General features: G+C 70.4%; 17 protein-coding genes. 5 read left to right on the top strand and 12 right to left on the bottom strand.

The window, feature by feature from the left end; translation table 11 throughout:
• Nucleotides 1-27: 27 nt before the first annotated feature.
• The 3 genes from bioD to ACQPZZ_RS34070 all read right to left on the bottom strand — a co-directional run bounded on the left by bioD (nt 28) and on the right by ACQPZZ_RS34070 (nt 2,815).
• Complete coding sequence (gene bioD / locus ACQPZZ_RS34080) at nt 28-750, bottom strand: dethiobiotin synthase (protein WP_432925882.1); 723 nt, start codon at nt 748-750, stop codon at nt 28-30.
• Nucleotides 751-903: 153 nt separating this feature from the next.
• Entirely contained in the window at nt 904-1,632 is a 729-nt protein-coding gene (locus ACQPZZ_RS34075; RefSeq protein WP_432925881.1) for a GntR family transcriptional regulator, read from the bottom strand.
• Nucleotides 1,633-1,642: 10 nt separating this feature from the next.
• Nucleotides 1,643-2,815 (bottom strand): 8-amino-7-oxononanoate synthase, encoded by a 1,173-nt coding sequence (locus tag ACQPZZ_RS34070; RefSeq protein ID WP_432925879.1) that lies wholly within the window; start codon nt 2,813-2,815, stop codon nt 1,643-1,645.
• A gap of 68 nt (nt 2,816-2,883) precedes the next feature.
• On the opposite strand from ACQPZZ_RS34070, the gene ACQPZZ_RS34065 reads away from it, so the two are divergent.
• On the top strand, nt 2,884-4,347 hold the full coding sequence (locus ACQPZZ_RS34065) for a sensor histidine kinase (protein WP_432925877.1): 1,464 nt from the start codon (nt 2,884-2,886) through the stop codon (nt 4,345-4,347).
• Between the two features lie 263 nt (nt 4,348-4,610).
• On the opposite strand, the gene ACQPZZ_RS34060 is transcribed toward ACQPZZ_RS34065, so the two are convergent.
• Nucleotides 4,611-4,865: a WhiB family transcriptional regulator gene (locus ACQPZZ_RS34060; RefSeq protein WP_363647034.1), complete on the bottom strand. Its 255-nt coding sequence runs from the start codon at nt 4,863-4,865 to the stop codon at nt 4,611-4,613.
• A 286-nt stretch (nt 4,866-5,151) separates the two neighbouring features.
• Nucleotides 5,152-6,144: a diacylglycerol/lipid kinase family protein gene (locus tag ACQPZZ_RS34055; RefSeq protein WP_432925874.1), complete on the bottom strand. Its 993-nt coding sequence runs from the start codon at nt 6,142-6,144 to the stop codon at nt 5,152-5,154.
• Nucleotides 6,145-6,222: 78 nt separating this feature from the next.
• Between ACQPZZ_RS34055 and ACQPZZ_RS34050 the strand changes: the two genes are divergently transcribed.
• The gene (locus ACQPZZ_RS34050) at nt 6,223-6,633 is read left to right on the top strand and encodes a hypothetical protein (RefSeq protein WP_432925872.1); all 411 of its coding nucleotides are present in this window, start codon (nt 6,223-6,225) and stop codon (nt 6,631-6,633) included.
• A 162-nt stretch (nt 6,634-6,795) separates the two neighbouring features.
• Here the strand turns inward: ACQPZZ_RS34050 and ACQPZZ_RS34045 are convergent, their stop codons facing one another.
• The 3 genes from ACQPZZ_RS34045 to sodN all read right to left on the bottom strand — a co-directional run bounded on the left by ACQPZZ_RS34045 (nt 6,796) and on the right by sodN (nt 8,637).
• Nucleotides 6,796-7,596, bottom strand: coding sequence for an RNA polymerase sigma factor SigF (locus ACQPZZ_RS34045; RefSeq protein WP_030511447.1), 801 nt, complete (start codon nt 7,594-7,596; stop codon nt 6,796-6,798).
• Nucleotides 7,596-8,021, bottom strand: coding sequence for an ATP-binding protein (locus ACQPZZ_RS34040; protein ID WP_079316287.1), 426 nt, complete (start codon nt 8,019-8,021; stop codon nt 7,596-7,598). The genes ACQPZZ_RS34045 and ACQPZZ_RS34040 overlap by 1 nt, the downstream gene beginning before the upstream one ends.
• 214 nt (nt 8,022-8,235) lie before the next feature.
• On the bottom strand, nt 8,236-8,637 hold the full coding sequence (sodN, locus tag ACQPZZ_RS34035; RefSeq protein ID WP_139580370.1) for a superoxide dismutase, Ni: 402 nt from the start codon (nt 8,635-8,637) through the stop codon (nt 8,236-8,238).
• Between the two features lie 84 nt (nt 8,638-8,721).
• Between sodN and ACQPZZ_RS34030 the strand changes: the two genes are divergently transcribed.
• A complete protein-coding gene (locus ACQPZZ_RS34030) occupies nt 8,722-9,036 on the top strand; it encodes a S24 family peptidase (RefSeq protein WP_432925869.1) in 315 nt (104 codons plus the stop codon).
• Between the two features lie 98 nt (nt 9,037-9,134).
• Here the strand turns inward: ACQPZZ_RS34030 and ACQPZZ_RS34025 are convergent, their stop codons facing one another.
• The gene (locus ACQPZZ_RS34025) at nt 9,135-9,662 is read right to left on the bottom strand and encodes a CGNR zinc finger domain-containing protein (protein WP_363647038.1); all 528 of its coding nucleotides are present in this window, start codon (nt 9,660-9,662) and stop codon (nt 9,135-9,137) included.
• Between the two features lie 298 nt (nt 9,663-9,960).
• On the opposite strand from ACQPZZ_RS34025, the gene ACQPZZ_RS34020 reads away from it, so the two are divergent.
• Nucleotides 9,961-11,124, top strand: coding sequence for an NAD(P)-dependent malic enzyme (locus ACQPZZ_RS34020; RefSeq protein WP_432925866.1), 1,164 nt, complete (start codon nt 9,961-9,963; stop codon nt 11,122-11,124).
• A 178-nt stretch (nt 11,125-11,302) separates the two neighbouring features.
• Nucleotides 11,303-12,694, top strand: a complete 1,392-nt coding sequence (locus tag ACQPZZ_RS34015) for a hypothetical protein (RefSeq protein ID WP_432925863.1) — start codon at nt 11,303-11,305, stop codon at nt 12,692-12,694.
• 104 nt (nt 12,695-12,798) lie between these two features.
• On the opposite strand, the gene ACQPZZ_RS34010 is transcribed toward ACQPZZ_RS34015, so the two are convergent.
• The 3 genes from ACQPZZ_RS34010 to ACQPZZ_RS34000 form a co-directional block, all read right to left on the bottom strand.
• Complete coding sequence (locus ACQPZZ_RS34010; RefSeq protein ID WP_432925861.1) at nt 12,799-13,908, bottom strand: trypsin-like serine peptidase; 1,110 nt, start codon at nt 13,906-13,908, stop codon at nt 12,799-12,801.
• 206 nt (nt 13,909-14,114) lie between these two features.
• Nucleotides 14,115-14,399, bottom strand: a complete 285-nt coding sequence (locus tag ACQPZZ_RS34005) for a hypothetical protein (protein WP_432925859.1) — start codon at nt 14,397-14,399, stop codon at nt 14,115-14,117.
• A 93-nt stretch (nt 14,400-14,492) separates the two neighbouring features.
• Nucleotides 14,493-15,719 (bottom strand): trypsin-like serine peptidase, encoded by a 1,227-nt coding sequence (locus ACQPZZ_RS34000; RefSeq protein WP_432925858.1) that lies wholly within the window; start codon nt 15,717-15,719, stop codon nt 14,493-14,495.
• Between the last annotated feature and the right edge of the window lie 239 nt (nt 15,720-15,958).

Below are 15,958 nucleotides of genomic sequence, written 5' to 3'. Positions count from 1 at the left end.
CTTCCGTGTTCTCTCACTTGCGGTCCGTTACAAGGGCAGCCTAAGGGTGGTGCGGAATCTCGCCGGGTCGAACATGCCGCCGAGCGTGGGAGCGAGCCCGGCGCGGGCGGCGCGGGCGAACGCGTCCCTGCGGAGCGCCCCGGCGCCCTCGGGGAGCGCGCCCGACAGCGGCCGCGCGGCCAGCATCTCCAGGTCGCCGACGTTCGACCGCTCCGCGAGCCCGGGATCGGCCGGCCAGGAGCCGATCACCACGCCCGCCAGGTCGAGGCCCCGGCCCGCCGCGGCTTCGAGCGTCAGCGCCGTGTGGTTGAGCGTCCCCAGCGCGGCGCGCGCGACCACGAGGACCGGGGCGTGCAGCCGCCGTGCCAGGTCCGCGAGCGTGCCGCCCTCCTCGTCGTAGCGGACCAGCAGGCCTCCGGCCCCCTCGACGAGCACCAGCCGGTGCGACTCGGCCAGCTCCCCGATCCGGGCCGCCGCCGACGCGAGCGACAGCGGCGGCATGCCGGAGACACGGGCCGCGGCGGCGGGGGAGAGAGGGTCGGGATACCGCGTCATCTCGAAGGTCGTCGTCACCCCCGACAGGCGGATCACCTCGTCGAGGTCCCCGCGCTCTCCCACGGCCACTCCGGTCTGCGCGGGCTTCACCACCGCGACGGTCGCGCCACGCTCCCTGGCCAGAGCGGCGAGCGCGGCCGTCACCACCGTCTTTCCGACCCCGGTGTCCGTTCCGGTCACCACGAGAATGCTCACTGTGTTACCCGCTTCGCTTTCGGGCGCTCACGTCCGCCGGGTCGTGCCGGAGGCGCGCCATGGGCACTTCCCTCGCCGCGCTCTGGTCGCTTCGCTCCCGCGCGCTCCTCAGTCCAGATTGGCGGCGCGCCCCTCGGCTCGCTCGGATTTTCCTCAGGGACGGCGGAGGCGGGTGACGAATTTGTAGCGGTCGCCGCGGTAGAGGGACTGGGCGTACTCGACGGGGTTGCCGTCGGCGTCGAAGGCGTGCCGGGTCAGCAGCAGCATGGGCAGGCCGACGTCCACCCCGAGCACCTGCGCGTCGTACGGCGTGGCGAGCACGGTCTCGATGACCTCCTCCGCGTCGGTCAGCCGTACGTTGTAGGCGTTGTGCAGGGTCTCGTACAGCGAGGAGTGCACCTCCAGTTCGCGCCGCAGGCGGGGGAAGCGGCGGGCGGACAGGTGCGTGGTGTCGATGGACATCGGCTCGCCGTTGGCCAGGCGCAGGCGGTGGATCCGCAGGACCCGGCTGCCGGGATTGATGGCCAGCCGCCGGCCGAGGGCCTCGTCGGCCGTGATGTAGCTGATGTCGAGGATTTTGGTGTCCGGCTCCAGGCCGACCGTGCGCAGGTCGCCCGTGTACGAGGTGAGCTGGAGGACCTGGGCGACCTTGGGCTGGGCGACGAACGTGCCCTTGCCCTGGATGCGCAGCAGCCTCCCTTCGACCACGAGCTCCGACAACGCCTGCCGGACCGTCGTCCGGGAGGTCTCGAAGCGTACGGCCAGGGTGCGCTCGGGAGGGAGCGCACTGCCGGCGGGCATACTCTTGGTGAGCTCCAGAAGACTGCGCTTCACGTCGTAGTACTTGGGAACCCGGGGAGTATCCTCGCTGTGCTGCGTCACCTGTCCACCTTCAACTCGGCCGCATCGTCAACGCGGGCCACGACGCCAACTCGGCCACAGCGGTGAGCGCCCCCCGGACCACCGCGAGATCATCGGACCTCAAATCGGCCCTTGCGGTCAACCGCAGACAGGACCCGCCCTGAGGCACCGACGGTGGCCGGAAGCATCCCACGTGGACCCCGAGTTCCGCACACAGAGCTCCCGCCGACACGGCGAGCCGCGGCGAACCGAGCACGACCGGCACCACGGCGGCCGCCGGATCGGTCGTCTCCAGGCCGAGTTCGCGGGCCAGTGCGGCCAGCTCCCGGGCTCGCTTCCGGGCGCGTCCGGGCAGGTCAGCGGTGCTTTCCAGGATATCGACGGCGGCCAGGGCGGCGCCGGCGCACGCCGGTGCGAGGCCGGTGTCGAAGATGAACGGCCGCCCGGTGTCCACGAGCGCGTCGATCACTTCGGGCGCGCCCAGCACGGCGCCGCCCTGAGCGCCGAGCGACTTCGACAGCGTGATCGTTCTCACAATGTCCGGACATCCGGCGAGGCCCGCCGCGTGCACCGCGCCCCTGCCGTGGTCGCCCACCACGCCGAGCGCGTGGGCCTCGTCCACCACGAGGAGCGCGCCGTGCCGAACGACCGCCTCGTACAGGGCGCGCAGCGGCGCGAGATCGCCGTCGACGGAGAAGACGGCGTCGGTGACGACGAGAGCGTGCTCCTCGGCACGCTCGGCCAGGGCCCTGTCCACGGCCTCCACGTCCGCGTGCGGCGTGACCACCACCCGCGACCGCGACAGCCGGCAGGCGTCCACGATCGAGGCGTGGTTGCCGGCGTCGGAGACGATCAGGCCGCCCCGGCCGAGGGCGGCGACCGCGGCGAGGTTGGCGAGATACCCCGAGGAGAACACCAGGCCCCGGGCCGCCCCGGCGAACGCGGCGAGCCGATCCTCCAGATCGGCGTGGAGCCGGGTGGAGCCGGTGACCAGCCGCGAACCCGTCGACCCCGCCCCCCACTCCCGGGTGGCCCGTACGGCCGCCTCGACCAGCCGCTCGTCTCGGGAGAGCCCAAGGTAGTCGTTGGACGCCAGGTCGAGCAGGCCGTCATGGCCGGGCGTGCGCGGACGGAGGGCGCGCCGCAGGCCCGCCGCCTCCCGCTCGGCGGCGGCCGCGCGCAGTCTGTCCATCGGCCCTGTCATGAGGTGCATCTTGCCAGGTGGCGATGGTCGATTCGCTTTCGACCCGGACGGCGTCGCATCATGCACTCGTGCCGACTCTCAGCGACCTGGTGTCGCGCCACACCGCGCTCGATCCCTCCGACCTCGACTGGATCCACTCGCTGGTCTCCGACTGGCAGTTGCTCGCCGACCTGTCGTTCGCCGATCTCATCCTGTGGGTTCCCGGCCAGGGCGGCACGAGGTGGGTGGCGGTGGCCCAGATGCGGCCCACGACCGGCCCCACCGTCTACCACGACGACGTCGTGGGCGTGTCCATCGCCATGGGGGAGCGGCCGCTGATCGACGTGGCCTGGGCCGAGCACCGCATCTGCAGGGAGGGCGATCCTGACTGGTCCAGCGGCGTGCCGGTGCGCGAGGAGACGATCCCGGTGCGGCGAGGCAAGGGCGGCCCGATCATCGGGGTCATCCAGCGCTCGACCAACCTGTCGTCTGCGCGTACGCCGTCCCGCCTGGAGCTGACCTACCTGCAGAGCGCGTCCGACCTGGCGCAGATGGTCGCCGAGGGCAGGTTCCCCTTCGCGGAGGAGGAGCCGATCCTGGTCAGGTCGCCCCGGGTGGGCGACGGCCTGCTCCGCCTGGACAAGGCCGGCCGGGTCACCTACGCCTCGCCCAACGCACTGTCGGCCTACCGGAGACTGGGCCTGCACGCCGACCTCGTGGGGGCGGACCTCGGGAAGACGACCGCCGACCTGTGCTACTCCGACGAGCCGATCAACGAGGACCTGATGGTCGTCGCCAGCGGGCGGGCCCCTCGGGAGACCGAGGTGGAGAACGGCGGCACGGTCGTGCAGCTACGAGCCATCCCGTTGATCGTCGCGGGGGGCCGCATCGGCGCGCTGGTGCTGATCCGCGACGTGACGGAGCTGCGGCGGCGCGAGCGGGAGCTGCTCACCAAGGACGCGACTATCCGCGAGATCCACCACCGGGTCAAGAACAACCTGCAGACCGTGGCCGCCCTGCTACGGCTGCAGGCGCGCCGGCTGAACAACCCGGAGGGCCAGGAGGCGCTGAACGAGGCCGTACGGCGGGTCGGCTCGATCGCGATCGTCCACGAGATCCTCGCCCAGATGCCGGAGGAGATGGTCGAGTTCGACGACATCGCCGACCGGGTCATCGCGATGACGGCGGAGGTGGCGCTCGCGCAGGTGATGATCAAGCGGGTCGGCAGCTTCGGCGTGCTGCCCGCGGCGGTCGCGACCCCCATCGCCATGGTGCTGACCGAGTTGCTGCAGAACGCGGTCGAGCACGGGTTCGCCCACTGTTCCGGAAACGTGCAGGTCGTCGTCTCCCGGACCGCCGACCGGCTGGAGTTCACGGTCGCCGACGACGGCAGGGGCCTGCCCGAGGACTTCGACCTCGACGCCACCGGGAGCCTCGGGCTCCAGATCGTCCGTACGCTGGTGGTCGGCGAACTGTCCGGCCGCCTGGGCGTGGCCACGAGAGAGGGCGGGGGCACCGAGGTCAGCCTCAGCATCCCGGTCCAGCCGGGCTGATTCCCCGCCCGGTTCGGGTGGAGACGAGAGGCATCCCCGCCGGCCCTCGGGTGGGAGACGTCAATCCTTGGGCGGGATGCGTCAGAGGGGGTCCGCTGTGCGGGACCTGTGTGGGGGATGCCATAGTGGACGCGATGCCTTGGTGGAACAGACGGTCCTTCGGGCGGGAGGCTGCGCGGTCGTCCCGGCCGGGCCCGCGTGCCCCGCGATTCGGTGAATGCCAAGGCGGGCATTCACCGAAGGCGTTCGCGTGCGGCGGGGAGTCAGACGGCGGCGCGGGCGCGGGCGCGAGCGGTACGGCGCTTGAGAGCACGGCGCTCATCCTCGCTGAGCCCGCCCCAGACTCCGGCGTCCTGGCCGGATTCGAGGGCCCACTTGAGACAGGACTCGACGACCGTGCATTGCCGACATACCTGCTTGGCCTCTTCGATCTGCATGAGCGCCGGACCAGTGTTCCCGATCGGGAAGAACAGCTCGGGGTCCACGTCACGGCAGGCAGCGCGGTGGCGCCAGTCCATGCGTTCCACTCCTTCGTAAGGCGGAGCCTCCGTGGCTCCTCTGGCCGTCAACTTTGTGAACTCTTTCACTAGCTGCTGCGGACGATTGCCCGGATCCTGGGTGGGGGCCGGGCTCGTCCGCGCGATCGCCGGGGCTCCTTACGGAGGCGGTGGTCTCCGTAAAGGTCCTACGTTCCGACGTCGTAGTTCAGCTTTTCAGCCGTACCAACACCACACAAGAGGTTTGGGACAAGGTTTTGCCCGCCGTGGCTGTCGGATGCGTCACACTATGACTGGTTGTAACAGGCTAGACGAGCACTTGTAACGCGTCCGGGATAGCGCGGAAGATCACCCACTCGTGTTCTCCCAGGTAGTCGCCGTCGAGTTGGAAGGCGACCGGGCGTGAGGCACGCAGGGTGAACTCGGCCTCGTCATGGAGCTGAACGAAGTGTTTACCGCGCGGTAGTCCCCGGTGTTCGCCGATGATCTGCCGCACGAGCGTGAGCACGGTCGGCAGGTTCATCTTGCGAAGCCCGAGCATGTCGAGCCCCGTTTCGAATCCGGCCCACGGCGTCGGGTTGATCGGACGTGTGCCGGCGTACGTCCACGGCGACGTGTTGGACACGATCGCCATGAAGATCCCATCCTCTGTCGGCCGGCCGGGACGCGACAGCCGGATCGCCGGCCGTCGGCGGTCCGTCACGAAGAAGTGGCGAACCGTCGTGTTCACGTAGAGAGCGGGCAGCGCGCGGTGCCCCGCGCTCCGCAAGCCCTCGACGGCTCGGACGACCTCGGCGTCGTATCCCAACCCAGCACAAAATGTGAAATATCTGGACCTTTGCTGGTCAGGTGGCGCTCCTGCCCCCGGATCCGGGCCCGAAACCTCGTCATGCCAAATCGCCTGTCCCAAACCGATGGTCCGGTGGCGTCCTTCGCGTAGCGCCTCCAGGACGGCACCGGTCGCCTCGACCGGGTTGTTGGGCAGCCCGAGGGCGCGGGCGAAGACGTTCGCGCTGCCCCCGGGGATCACGATGAGCGCGGGCCGCTCGCTCGCGCCTTCGCCGGGCCGGGTCTCCAGCAGGCCGTTGACGGTCTCGTTGATCGTTCCGTCACCGCCGAGGACCGCCACCGTGTCGAAGCCCTTGGCGTGCGCGGCGGCCGCGAGCGCGGTTGCGTGGCCGCGGTAGGCGGTCTCCTCGACGGTCAGGTCGACGGCGGCGCCGAGCGCCCGGATCAGCACGTCCCGGGTGCGCCGGTGCGTCGAGGTCGCCTTGGGATTGACGAGGAGGAGTGCCCGCATGCCTGAAGGTTAACGAACGGTTTACCGCCCATGCCGGGCGACGCCTGGCGCGCGCCTGTGCGGGTAGGGTTGGGCGGTGTGATCAGCAGTTCCGCCGGCCGCCCCGCCACGCTCACCGTGGCCGCCGCCGTCCTGGCCGCGGAGGGCCTGCTCGCCCTCGTCATGGGGGGTTTCGTCGGCGTCGAAACCGTGATCGGACAACCCACCGACCTCGTCACCAGCATCGCGGTGGCCGGGTTCGGCGTGCTCGGCGGCGCCCTGCTGCTCTGGGTGGCCTGGGGCCTGTGGCAGGTGCTGCGCTGGAGCCGGGGCCCGGCCGTGGTGACACAGATATTCGCGCTTCCGGTGGCGATCAGCCTCATCCAGTCCGCGCAGTACGCCTTCGGGGTCCCGCTCGTCGCCGCGGCGGCGGTCGCCCTGGTCGCGTTGCTCGCGCCGGCCTCCACCCACGCCCTCATGGGGGAGGACGGCACTCCCGGCGAGTCCTGAGCCGCGCGGTCTCCGACTGGAGCGCCGCAGGGGGGAGTGCGGCGTCACAGTCGTCGCGCCCGTCATCGGGCCCAGTGGTCCTGTCTCCAGTCCGCGGCGGTCCGTGGCCGGCTGTCGCGTTCGCCCGGCCCCGGTCACTCCCCGGCGGCCACTCTCCGACGGTCAGTCCTCGGCGGTGAGGCCCTCGCGAAGCTGGGCCAGGGTCCGGGCGAGCAGCCGGGACACGTGCATCTGCGAGATCCCCAGCTCGGTCGCGATCTGCGACTGCGTCATGTTGCCGAAGAAACGCAGGAGCAGGATCCGCTTCTCACGCGGCGGCAGGCGCTCCAGGAGTGGCTTGAGCGACTCGCGGTACTCCACACCCTCCAGGGACTCGTCCACGATGCCGAGCGAGTCGGACACGGCGGGAGCGTCGTCGTCGCCCGAGTCCGGCGCGTCGAGCGACACGGTGGAGTAGGCGTTGGCCGACTCCAGGCCCTCCAGGACCTCTTCCTCGCTCATGCCCAGATGGACGGCGAGTTCGGCGACCGTGGGCGCCCGGCTCTCCCGCTGCGACAGTTCGCTTATCGCCTTGGTGAGCGAGAGCTTCAGCTCCTGCAGCCGGCGCGGCACGCGGACCGCCCAGCCCTTGTCGCGGAAGTGCCGCTTGATCTCGCCGACGATGGTCGGGGTGGCGTACGTGGAGAACTCCACGCCGCGCGCGAGGTCGAAACGGTCGATCGACTTGATCAGGCCGATCGTGGCGACCTGCGTGAGGTCGTCGAGCCACTCGCCCCGGTTGCGGAAGCGGCGGGCCAGGTACTCCACCAGTGGCAGGTGGAGCTCGACCAGCTCGTCGCGGATGCGCTGCCGCCTGGGGTCGTCAGGCGGAAGCTCCGACAGCTCGGCGAAGAGTGTGCGCGCGCGGACGCGGTCCGGCACCGCCGAGTCGCCGGAGGTCATCGCACTCGTCCTTTCCGTCATCACGACGGCCTCGCCGTGCTCCGGCGCTTACGCAGCACGATCGCCAGGTGGTCGGCGTGGTCGGAGATGGCGTCCACGTCGTCGGCCAGCGCGGTCAGCACCATCCAGGCGAAGTCCTCCCGGTTGGGCGAGCTGACGCCGAGCGTGTTGACCTCGACGCGAACCGTCATCTCCTGGCCCGTGAGTTCGAACTCCGCGAGGAGGTCGGTCCCGGGCACGGCGTGCCGCAGCAACATGGCGCACGCCTCGTCTACGGCGATGCGCAGGTCCTCGATCTGGTCGAGGGTGAAGTCGAGCCGTGCGGCGAGCCCGGCGGTGGCCGTGCGCAGCACGGACAGGTAGGCGCTCACGGCGGGCAGCCGGACACTCACAGCATCGCGAATCCCGGTCAGATCCACCGCAGGCGTCTCGGTTTCCTCGGTCACGTTCCTCCTCGCCCTTTCAGCCGGCTGAGTGCCGCTGACTGCAACTTACCGCCACTCGCGCGGTGCTGCCCCGGCTGAACGCGCTGATTGTGGCGATCCTTGGAGGTAACTGCACGTAAATTCCGTGCTACCGAATATGGAGTTTGTATGGGCCTTGGGATGATCTGGCCCCGCGCGGCCCGTGAAGGCCGTGCGGGGCGCGAGATCCCGAGACTCAGGCGGCCTTGGTCTCCCAGAAGATCTTGGCGATCTCGTCGATCTTCGCGAGGAGGTCGTCGGCCAGGGACGGGTCGACGGTGCCCTTGGCGCCGGCGGCGCCGGCGAGCTTCGTGGCGTCCCAGAAGAGCTGGTGGAGCTGCGGGTACTGCTCGAGGTGCGGGGGCTTGAAGTAGTCGGTCCACAGCACCCACAGGTGATGCTTGACCAGCTCGGCCCGCTGTTCCTTGATGATCAGCGCGCGGGTCCTGAAGACCGGGTCGTCGTTGTCGGCGTACTTCTTAATGATCGCCTTCACCGACTCGGCCTCGATGCGGGCCTGCGCCGGGTCGTAGACCCCGCACGGCAGGTCGCAGTGGGCGGACACCTCGTGCCGGGGTCGCAGCAGTCGTGCGAGCATCGGAATCCTTCCTTAGGAATGCTGGTGACAGCACTGTTCCAGGACCGACCTTACTCGTCTCGAAATCATCGTGCGGAGGGGGATGTGCTCACCGCCGTGTGTGTCTCCGGCGACTCGATGCTGCCCGCGTTGCGGCCCGGAGACTGGCTGCTGGTACGGCTCGGCGCCCCCGTCCGGCCGGGCGACGTGGTGGTCGCCAGACGGCCGCACGGGCTGATCGTCAAGCGGGCCTTCCGGCTCACGGGCGACGGCTGGTGGCTGGAGAGCGACAACCAGTCGGCTCCGGGGCGCCGCGACAGCTGGGACTTCGGCGCGGTGCCCGAGGAGGACGTAGTGGGCCGGGTCGTGCTGCGTTACTGGCCCCGGCCCGGGTTGCGGTTCCCCGCACCGGCCGTCTGACCCGGCCCCTCACCCGGTCGCCTCACCCGGTCACGGCTCGATCGGGCCGTCCGGGCGGGTCGATCGAGCCGTCTGGGCGGGACGTACCGGCGTCCGGGTCAGGCGCCCCGCTTGCGCGCCCGGTAGGCGGCCACGTTGGCCCGGCTGGCGCACCGCTCGGAGCAGTAGCGGCGCGACCGGTTGGAGGAGGTGTCGAGGTAGGCGTTGCGGCACGGCGCCGCCTGGCAGGTGCCGAGCCGGTCCACGCCGAGCCGGGTCACGACGCTGGCCAGGCCCATGACCGACCCGACCGAGAGGGCGTCGGCCACCCGGCCGCCCTCGGTCAGGTGCAGGTGCCAGGGCTGGCCGTCGTGTCCCGAGATCTGCGGATGCACGGGATGGCGGACCAGCAGCCCGTTCAGCCGCTCGACGACATCCGCGTCGTCGCCCTCCGCGGCGGACGCGAAGACCTCCGCGAGCTCGTCGCGCAGCTCGCACAGCGCGTCGATGTCACGGCGGGTGAGACGCGCTGCCGCCTCCGTACGGCCCGTCTCCTCCAGCAGGGCTCGCAGGGAGAAGGGGTTTTTGAGTTCGTCGCCCATGTTGACCAGCTGAACGGCCAGCTCGGCGTAAGACGTCAAGTCCACTGGGGCGCCCAAGTATGTAAGAGACCTCTGGCAAAGCCGAGTATTACACGCCCGATGGCCTGGTGGAACACCTGATCGCGCACCGATATGTGACCCGCTCGGGCACAGGCGCCCGACACTTTCTGTGGCACAATCAGTGAAACGGGTGACCCCCGTACCCCCTCAAGAGACGGACGACCGTCAACGACGACGGCCTCCGGCGGCTACCGAAGCCAGGGCTTTCGTTCTCTTGACGGCGTCTACCGAAGGAACTCGTCCTTTCGACACTGGGGTCGCTGTGACCGTTACATCTGCTTCCTTGGAATCGCTCGACCTGGATCCCGCGTTCGCGCTGCACCGCGGCGGCAAGCTGGAGGTCCGCTCCACCGTCCCGGTCCGCGACGCCGACGATCTGTCGCTCGCGTACACGCCCGGGGTCGCCCGCGTCTGCACCGCCATCGCCGACAACCCGGACCTGGTCAACGACTACACCTGGGTCTCCAACGTCGTGGCCGTGGTCTCCGACGGCACCGCGGTCCTGGGGCTCGGCGACATCGGCCCCGCCGCCGCCATGCCCGTGATGGAGGGCAAGGCCCTGCTGTTCAAGCAGTTCGCCGGCGTCGACGCGGTTCCCGTCTGCATCGACTGCACCGACGTGGACGCGATCGTCGAGACCGTCGTCAGGCTCGCGCCGTCGTTCGGCGGCATCAACCTCGAGGACATCAGCGCCCCCCGCTGCTTCGAGGTGGAGGAGCGCCTGCGGGAGCGCCTCGACATCCCCGTCTTCCACGACGACCAGCACGGCACCGCGATCGTGGTCCTCGCCGCGCTGCGCAACGCGGCCCGCCTGACCGGGCGCTCTCTCGGCGACCTGCGGGCGGTGGTGGCCGGCGCCGGCGCGTCCGGGGTCGCCGTGTCGCGGATCCTGCTGAACGCCGGGATCGGCGACATCGCGGTTTCCGACTCCAAGGGCGTCATCCACGCCGGCCGCGAAGACCTCAACCCGGTCAAGCGGGCGCTGGCCCGCGACACCAACAGGATCGGCCTGTCCGGATCGACCGAGCAGGCGCTCGCCGGCGCCGACGTGTTCGTCGGCCTGTCCGGGTCCACGGTCCCGGAGCAGGCCATCGCGGCGATGGCGCCGGACTCGATCGTGTTCGCGCTGTCCAACCCCACGCCCGAGGTGGACCCGGTGGTGGCGGGCCGGCACGCCCGCGTGGTCGCCACCGGCCGGTCCGACTACCCCAACCAGATCAACAACGTGCTGGCCTTCCCCGGGGTCTTCCGCGGAGCGCTCGACGTCCGCGCCACGACGATCACGGAGAACATGAAGGTGGCGGCGGCGGACGCGCTGGCGGCCGTGGTCGGGGACGACGTCGCCGAGAGTTACGTCATCCCCTCGCCGTTCGACGTCCGGGTCGCCCCCGCGGTGATCGCCGCCGTCGCGCGGCAGGCCCGGGAGGACGGCGTCGCCCGCAAGTAGCCTCCGTACGTAACCCGGAAGGGCCGCGAGCCGCGTGACCGCGCGGTGCGCGGCCCTTCCGGGTTCTCGCTGTCAAGGCCGTCGACATCTTTGGAATCCCTTTAGGTCATCACGGTTAGTGCTATAAAGAAAGCTCTCCGTTACCAACTCGGCTATTGCCTGTCCCGGTTGGAGAGCGATGCGACCTGACCCCAACCGCCTGCTCCAGCAGCACCTCACCGAAGCCGGACTGTCCCGCAAGGGCCTGGCCCGCCGGCTCAACGGTCTCGGCTCGGCCCGGGGGCTGCGGGGGATGCGGTACGACCACGGTTCCGTGCTGCGCTGGATCGGCGGCCGCCGCCCGCGCGAACCGGTTCCCGGGCTGCTGGCCGAGATCTTCTCGCTGCGGCTGGGGCGGCAGGTGTCCAGGGAGGACATCGGCATGCCGTGTGGAACGGTCCCCGCCGATCTGGGACAGGAGTTCCCCCATTCGTGGGAGGAGGGTGTGGCAAGCGTGACAGCACTGTGGAGGGCCGACGTCGAGCGGCGCAGGTTCCTGCTCGACTCCACCTTCGCCCTGGGAGCGGGCTCGGCGGGCATGTTCCGCTGGCTGGCGGCGCCCGACGGGGAGCGGCTCTCCGCGAACGGGCCGCGCCGGGTCGGGCCCTCGGACGTGGCCGCGATACGCGAGGTGACCCGGTCGTTCAGCGAGCTGGACAACCGGTTCGGCGGCGGCAGCATCCGCGGGCCGGTCGTTCGTTACCTGCACACCGCCGTGACGCCGCTGCTGCGGGAGGGCGCGTACGGCGAGGCCACCGGGCGCTCGCTGGCGGTCGCGGCGGCCGAGCTGACCCGGCTCGCGGGATGGATGGCCTACGACCTGGAGCAGCACGGGCTGGCCCAGCGCTACCTGATCCAGGCGCTCGGCCTCGCGCGCGGCGCGGGAGACCACGCCCTGTGCGGCGAGATCCTGGCCGGGATGAGCCATCAGGCCGTCTACATCGGGCATCCGCGGCACGGGCTGGAGCTGGCCAGGGCGGCCGTCGCGGCGGCGCGGCGCTCGGGGGTCGGCTCCCTGCTGGCCGAGGCCCGGGTGCTGGAGGCGCACGCCCTGGCCCTGCTCGGGGAGCGCACGGCATGCGGCGGCGCCCTGCACGAGGCGGAGATCGCCTTCGACCGGCGGACGCCGCAGAACGAGCCCGGCTGGATCGGCTACTTCGACGAGGCCTACCTGGCCGCGAAGTCGGCCCACTGCCTGCGCGACCTCGGCGACGGGACGCGGGCCGTACGGCAGGCCCGGCGCTCGCTGGTGATGGACGGGCGTTACGTGCGCGGCAGGATGTTCAACCTCTCACTGCTCGCCACGGCCCTCATCCAGGAGGGCGAACTGGAGGAGGCTTGCCAGGCGGCGTCGTCGGCCCTCGACCTCGCCGACACCATTCAGTCGGCGCGCACCCGGACGTACGCGGCGGACATGTGCCGCAGGTTCGCGCCGTACGCCGCGGAGCCACGGGTGGCGGAGCTGCTGGAGCGCGGCCGGGGCCGCGCGGCGAGCACGGCGGCCGCGAACAGGGAGACGGTCGCCGTCTGATCGGTGCCTCCGGGCCCCGGGCATCAGTGCGAGGGGCCTCGGCGACGCCGATCGGGCCGCCCTCTGCGCGCGGGGAGCCCATTCTTCGACGCCGTGGAGCGGCCTTACGCGGAGCCGGCCCGCCGGGCCGTGTTGTAGACCTGGAAGAGTTCGCCGTCGAAGTACGGCGACAGGCCGGTCGCCGGGCCGGAAAGGCCGATGGTCAGGCCGTTCAGATACCCCAGGCCGCGTACGCCTCGGTAGGCGGCCAGCCACGGCGACCCGGAGGCGGTGGCGAAGGCCGAGCGCACGGCGACCAGTTCGTTCGCGTTCCTGGACAGGTCCTGGGCCAGGAAGGGCCTGCGGTAGGCCCGGGTGAGCCCGGTTCGCGCGTCGGCGGGACGTTCGGCGGTCCGCAGGGGGTAACCGAAGATGGCGAGCGGCCGGTCGACCGGCAGGTTGTAGGCGAGGCCCTGGCCGCCGACCTTGTCGCCGAGACGTCCCGCGGGAAGCAGCCTGATCCCGGTGTAGCCGGTGGCCGTGCGCCACTTGAGGCCGCCGGAGAACGCCGCGTACTGCGCCGCGTCCCGCAGCGCGACGTGCTTGGGCAGCACGCCGGCGTGGACGCTGACGAACGCGTAGTCGCGATCCAGATCGGCGTATCTGGTGAAGTCGCTGTGGGCGAAGGCCCGCTCCCCGGCGTAGACCCCCCACGGCGTGCCGCCGCCGGCGAACCCCGGTATGAAGATCCAATACCGGTAGGGCGTCGCTGTGGTCCTGCCTGTGGGCCTCATGGCGTACACGCAGTGCCCGGCCGTCGCCACGAGATTGCGATGGTCGGACTGCACGGACGTGCCCGCGCACCAGTGGGGCCGGCCGTCCGCGCCGACGAAGAAGACCTTGCCCGTCGTCCTCGGCAGGTTGACGTTCCTCGACGGGCCACTGGCCCGCTTGACCCCGGCGGCGGCGGGCACCACGCCCCGTACGCCGCCGGGAGCGGAGCTCTCGGCTGTGACGGCGGTGGCGGCGATCCCGGCCGGAGCGGACACGGGAGTCGCGCCGGCGAGTGAGCGCCCGCCGTCCCTGAGCCAGTAGGCGAGGATGGAGGTCACCTTCGCGCCGGAGGCGAGGGGGGTCGTCACGGTGATCTCGTAACCGTGAGCGGGCACCGCGCTCCCGACGACGAGCGACGCGGCCGCCGCCGCACCCCACAGCGGGGGGAGGATGCGCTTCAACCGGATCTCCTTGCTGTGGAACGTCTCCCTCGCCCCGCGGCCCTCGGGAGTGCGGTGTGTACGGGCTGCGAAGGAACATACAGCGATGGGGATCAAGTCGGGAAAACAACGCGGCGATTGGCCGGTGACCTTCGCGACACCTGAGGGAAAAACGTCAGGAACGCCGAAGTGCCCCGCCGGTGTCGACGGGGCACTTCGGCCGGTGCTCACTCCTGCGTCGCGAGAGAGGGGGCCTCCTGGGCGAACGTGATGACGATGTCCCGGCCGTTGGCGTAGCTGACCACCGGCCGCCGGAGCGTTTCACCCGCCCTGCGGGCGACCGCCTGCCACAGATCGACCATCTCCGGGGTGTCGGCGGTGATCCTGAACCGCCCCTTCGTGACGAGGTGTTCGGTGACGAGCCGCGAGAAGTTGATCTCGCCGCGCGCCCTTTCCTCCGCGTTCAGGGGGGTACGCCGGGGGGCGGGCTGCGTACTGAACGGGTGGGTCATCGTTGATCTCCTCGCGGTCGCCGTCCGCCCAGCATGCCACGCGCAGGCTGCCCGCGGAGTGCTGCCGGACGGCCGGCGGCCGCTTGCGGAGCGTCAGGCGATGGAGCCGGACCAGTTGTTGGCGGCGGCCTTGTAGACGCCGTAGGTCTCGCCGTCGAAGTACGGGGAGACGCTGGTGTCGATCCGCTTGTTGCCGTCGGTGTCGGAGACGGCGCTGGTGACGCCGTTGAGGTAGCCGAGCCGCTTGGCGCTGCTGTACTTCAGCAGCCACGACGAGCCCGAGGAGCCCTCACCGGTGAAGGACGACTTGACGCCCACGAGCTCCTCGCCCTTGACCGAGGGGGCCTTGGCGGCGAAGGTCTTGCCGTACGACCACTTGAGGGTCTGGCCGGTGAAGGCGTGGTTGCCGTCCGGGTGCGACCCGCTCGGGTAGCCGAACACGTAGACCGAGCTGCCGACCTTCTGGTTGTAGGCCAGGCCCTGCCCGCCGACGTTGCTCCCGAGCCGGCCGGCGTCGGTGAACTTGACGACGTAGTACTTGCCGCCCCTGCTCTTGCGGATGAAGCGGTCGTACTGGTTGTAGGTCTTCCTGTCGACCTGCTTCCAGTTCCACTCGGCGACGTTGCGCAGGTCGCCACCGCGCCCCGCCTTGATGCCGTTGTAGACGGTCACGAACGCGTAGTCGCGGTCGCCGTCCTCGTAGACGTCGAAGTCGTAGTGGGTGTACGCCGTCTTGCCGACGTAGATGCCCCACGGGGCCTTGCCCTGGTAGTAGCCGGGGATGAAGACCCAGCGGTCCATGGTGGCCTTGTTGGACTTCGTGTCGTAGACGCAGTGCCCGGCCGTGGCGACCAGGTTGCCGTACTTCGACTGGACGGAGGTCGCGCTGCACCAGTGCGGCCTGCCGTCGGCCCCGCGGAAGAAGACCTTGCCGGTGGTGCGCGGCAGGTTCACGTTCTTCAGCGTGCCGCCGGACCCGCCGCTGCCGGTGGGGGAGACGGTGCCGGGCTTGCTGTCGGCGGACGGCCCGCCCGTCGACACGTGCTTCGCGCTCACCTGGCTCTCGTAGCCGTACGGGGTGGCCTTGATCAGGTTGGAGGCCTTCTCGTTGAGCCAGTAGGCGACGACGTTCTTCGCGGCGAGGCCGCTGCCCGCCAGGGTGTCGTGGGCCGTGTCACCGGCGGCCTGAGCCGGGACCGCCATCGTGGCCCCGACGAGGCCGGCGACGGCCACGCCCCCGATGGGGAGGATGAGGCGCTTGACTCGGGTGTTCATGAATCTCCAGATGCTGTCGTGGTAGGCCACATGCGTCCCACTCATCAGTAAAGGGCTAGTAAAGACATTACCTCTCACCTTTACCCGTGTTTTACGTGCTTCTACGTCCGTCACGCTCGCGACTCTTTACGCGATCATTAACAGCGCTTGTCAATGCCGGAAGCGCGGCGCGGCATCAGTGCAGGTCGATTCGACGGCCTTCTGTGTCAAATCGCCTACTGAGCGCAGTCGGACGAGAGATCGCGATGTGATGCGAATCACATTCGGGGCTTCGTGGCCCGCGT

It is taken from the genome of Microbispora sp. CA-135349 (assembly GCF_050947365.1).
Lineage (GTDB): Bacteria > Actinomycetota > Actinomycetes > Streptosporangiales > Streptosporangiaceae > Microbispora.
The sequence above is the reverse complement of the archived record's forward strand: the minus strand, read 5'-3'. Positions and strand labels throughout refer to the sequence as shown.

Excerpts from the sequence above, each read along its gene's own strand:
- ACQPZZ_RS34070 (WP_432925879.1), bottom strand. The coding sequence starts at position 2,815 with ATGACAGGGCCGATGGACAGACTGCGCGCGGCCGCCGCCGAGCGGGAG.
- sodN (WP_139580370.1), bottom strand. The coding sequence starts at position 8,637 with ATGCTCGCACGACTGCTGCGACCCCGGCACGAGGTGTCCGCCCACTGC.
- ACQPZZ_RS34045 (WP_030511447.1), bottom strand. The coding sequence starts at position 7,596 with ATGACGGAAAGGACGAGTGCGATGACCTCCGGCGACTCGGCGGTGCCG.
- ACQPZZ_RS34005 (WP_432925859.1), bottom strand. The coding sequence starts at position 14,399 with ATGACCCACCCGTTCAGTACGCAGCCCGCCCCCCGGCGTACCCCCCTG.
- ACQPZZ_RS34015 (WP_432925863.1), top strand. The coding sequence starts at position 11,303 with ATGCGACCTGACCCCAACCGCCTGCTCCAGCAGCACCTCACCGAAGCC.
- ACQPZZ_RS34000 (WP_432925858.1), bottom strand. The coding sequence starts at position 15,719 with ATGAGTGGGACGCATGTGGCCTACCACGACAGCATCTGGAGATTCATG.
- ACQPZZ_RS34055 (WP_432925874.1), bottom strand. The coding sequence starts at position 6,144 with ATGCGGGCACTCCTCCTCGTCAATCCCAAGGCGACCTCGACGCACCGG.
- ACQPZZ_RS34060 (WP_363647034.1), bottom strand. The coding sequence starts at position 4,865 with ATGGACTGGCGCCACCGCGCTGCCTGCCGTGACGTGGACCCCGAGCTG.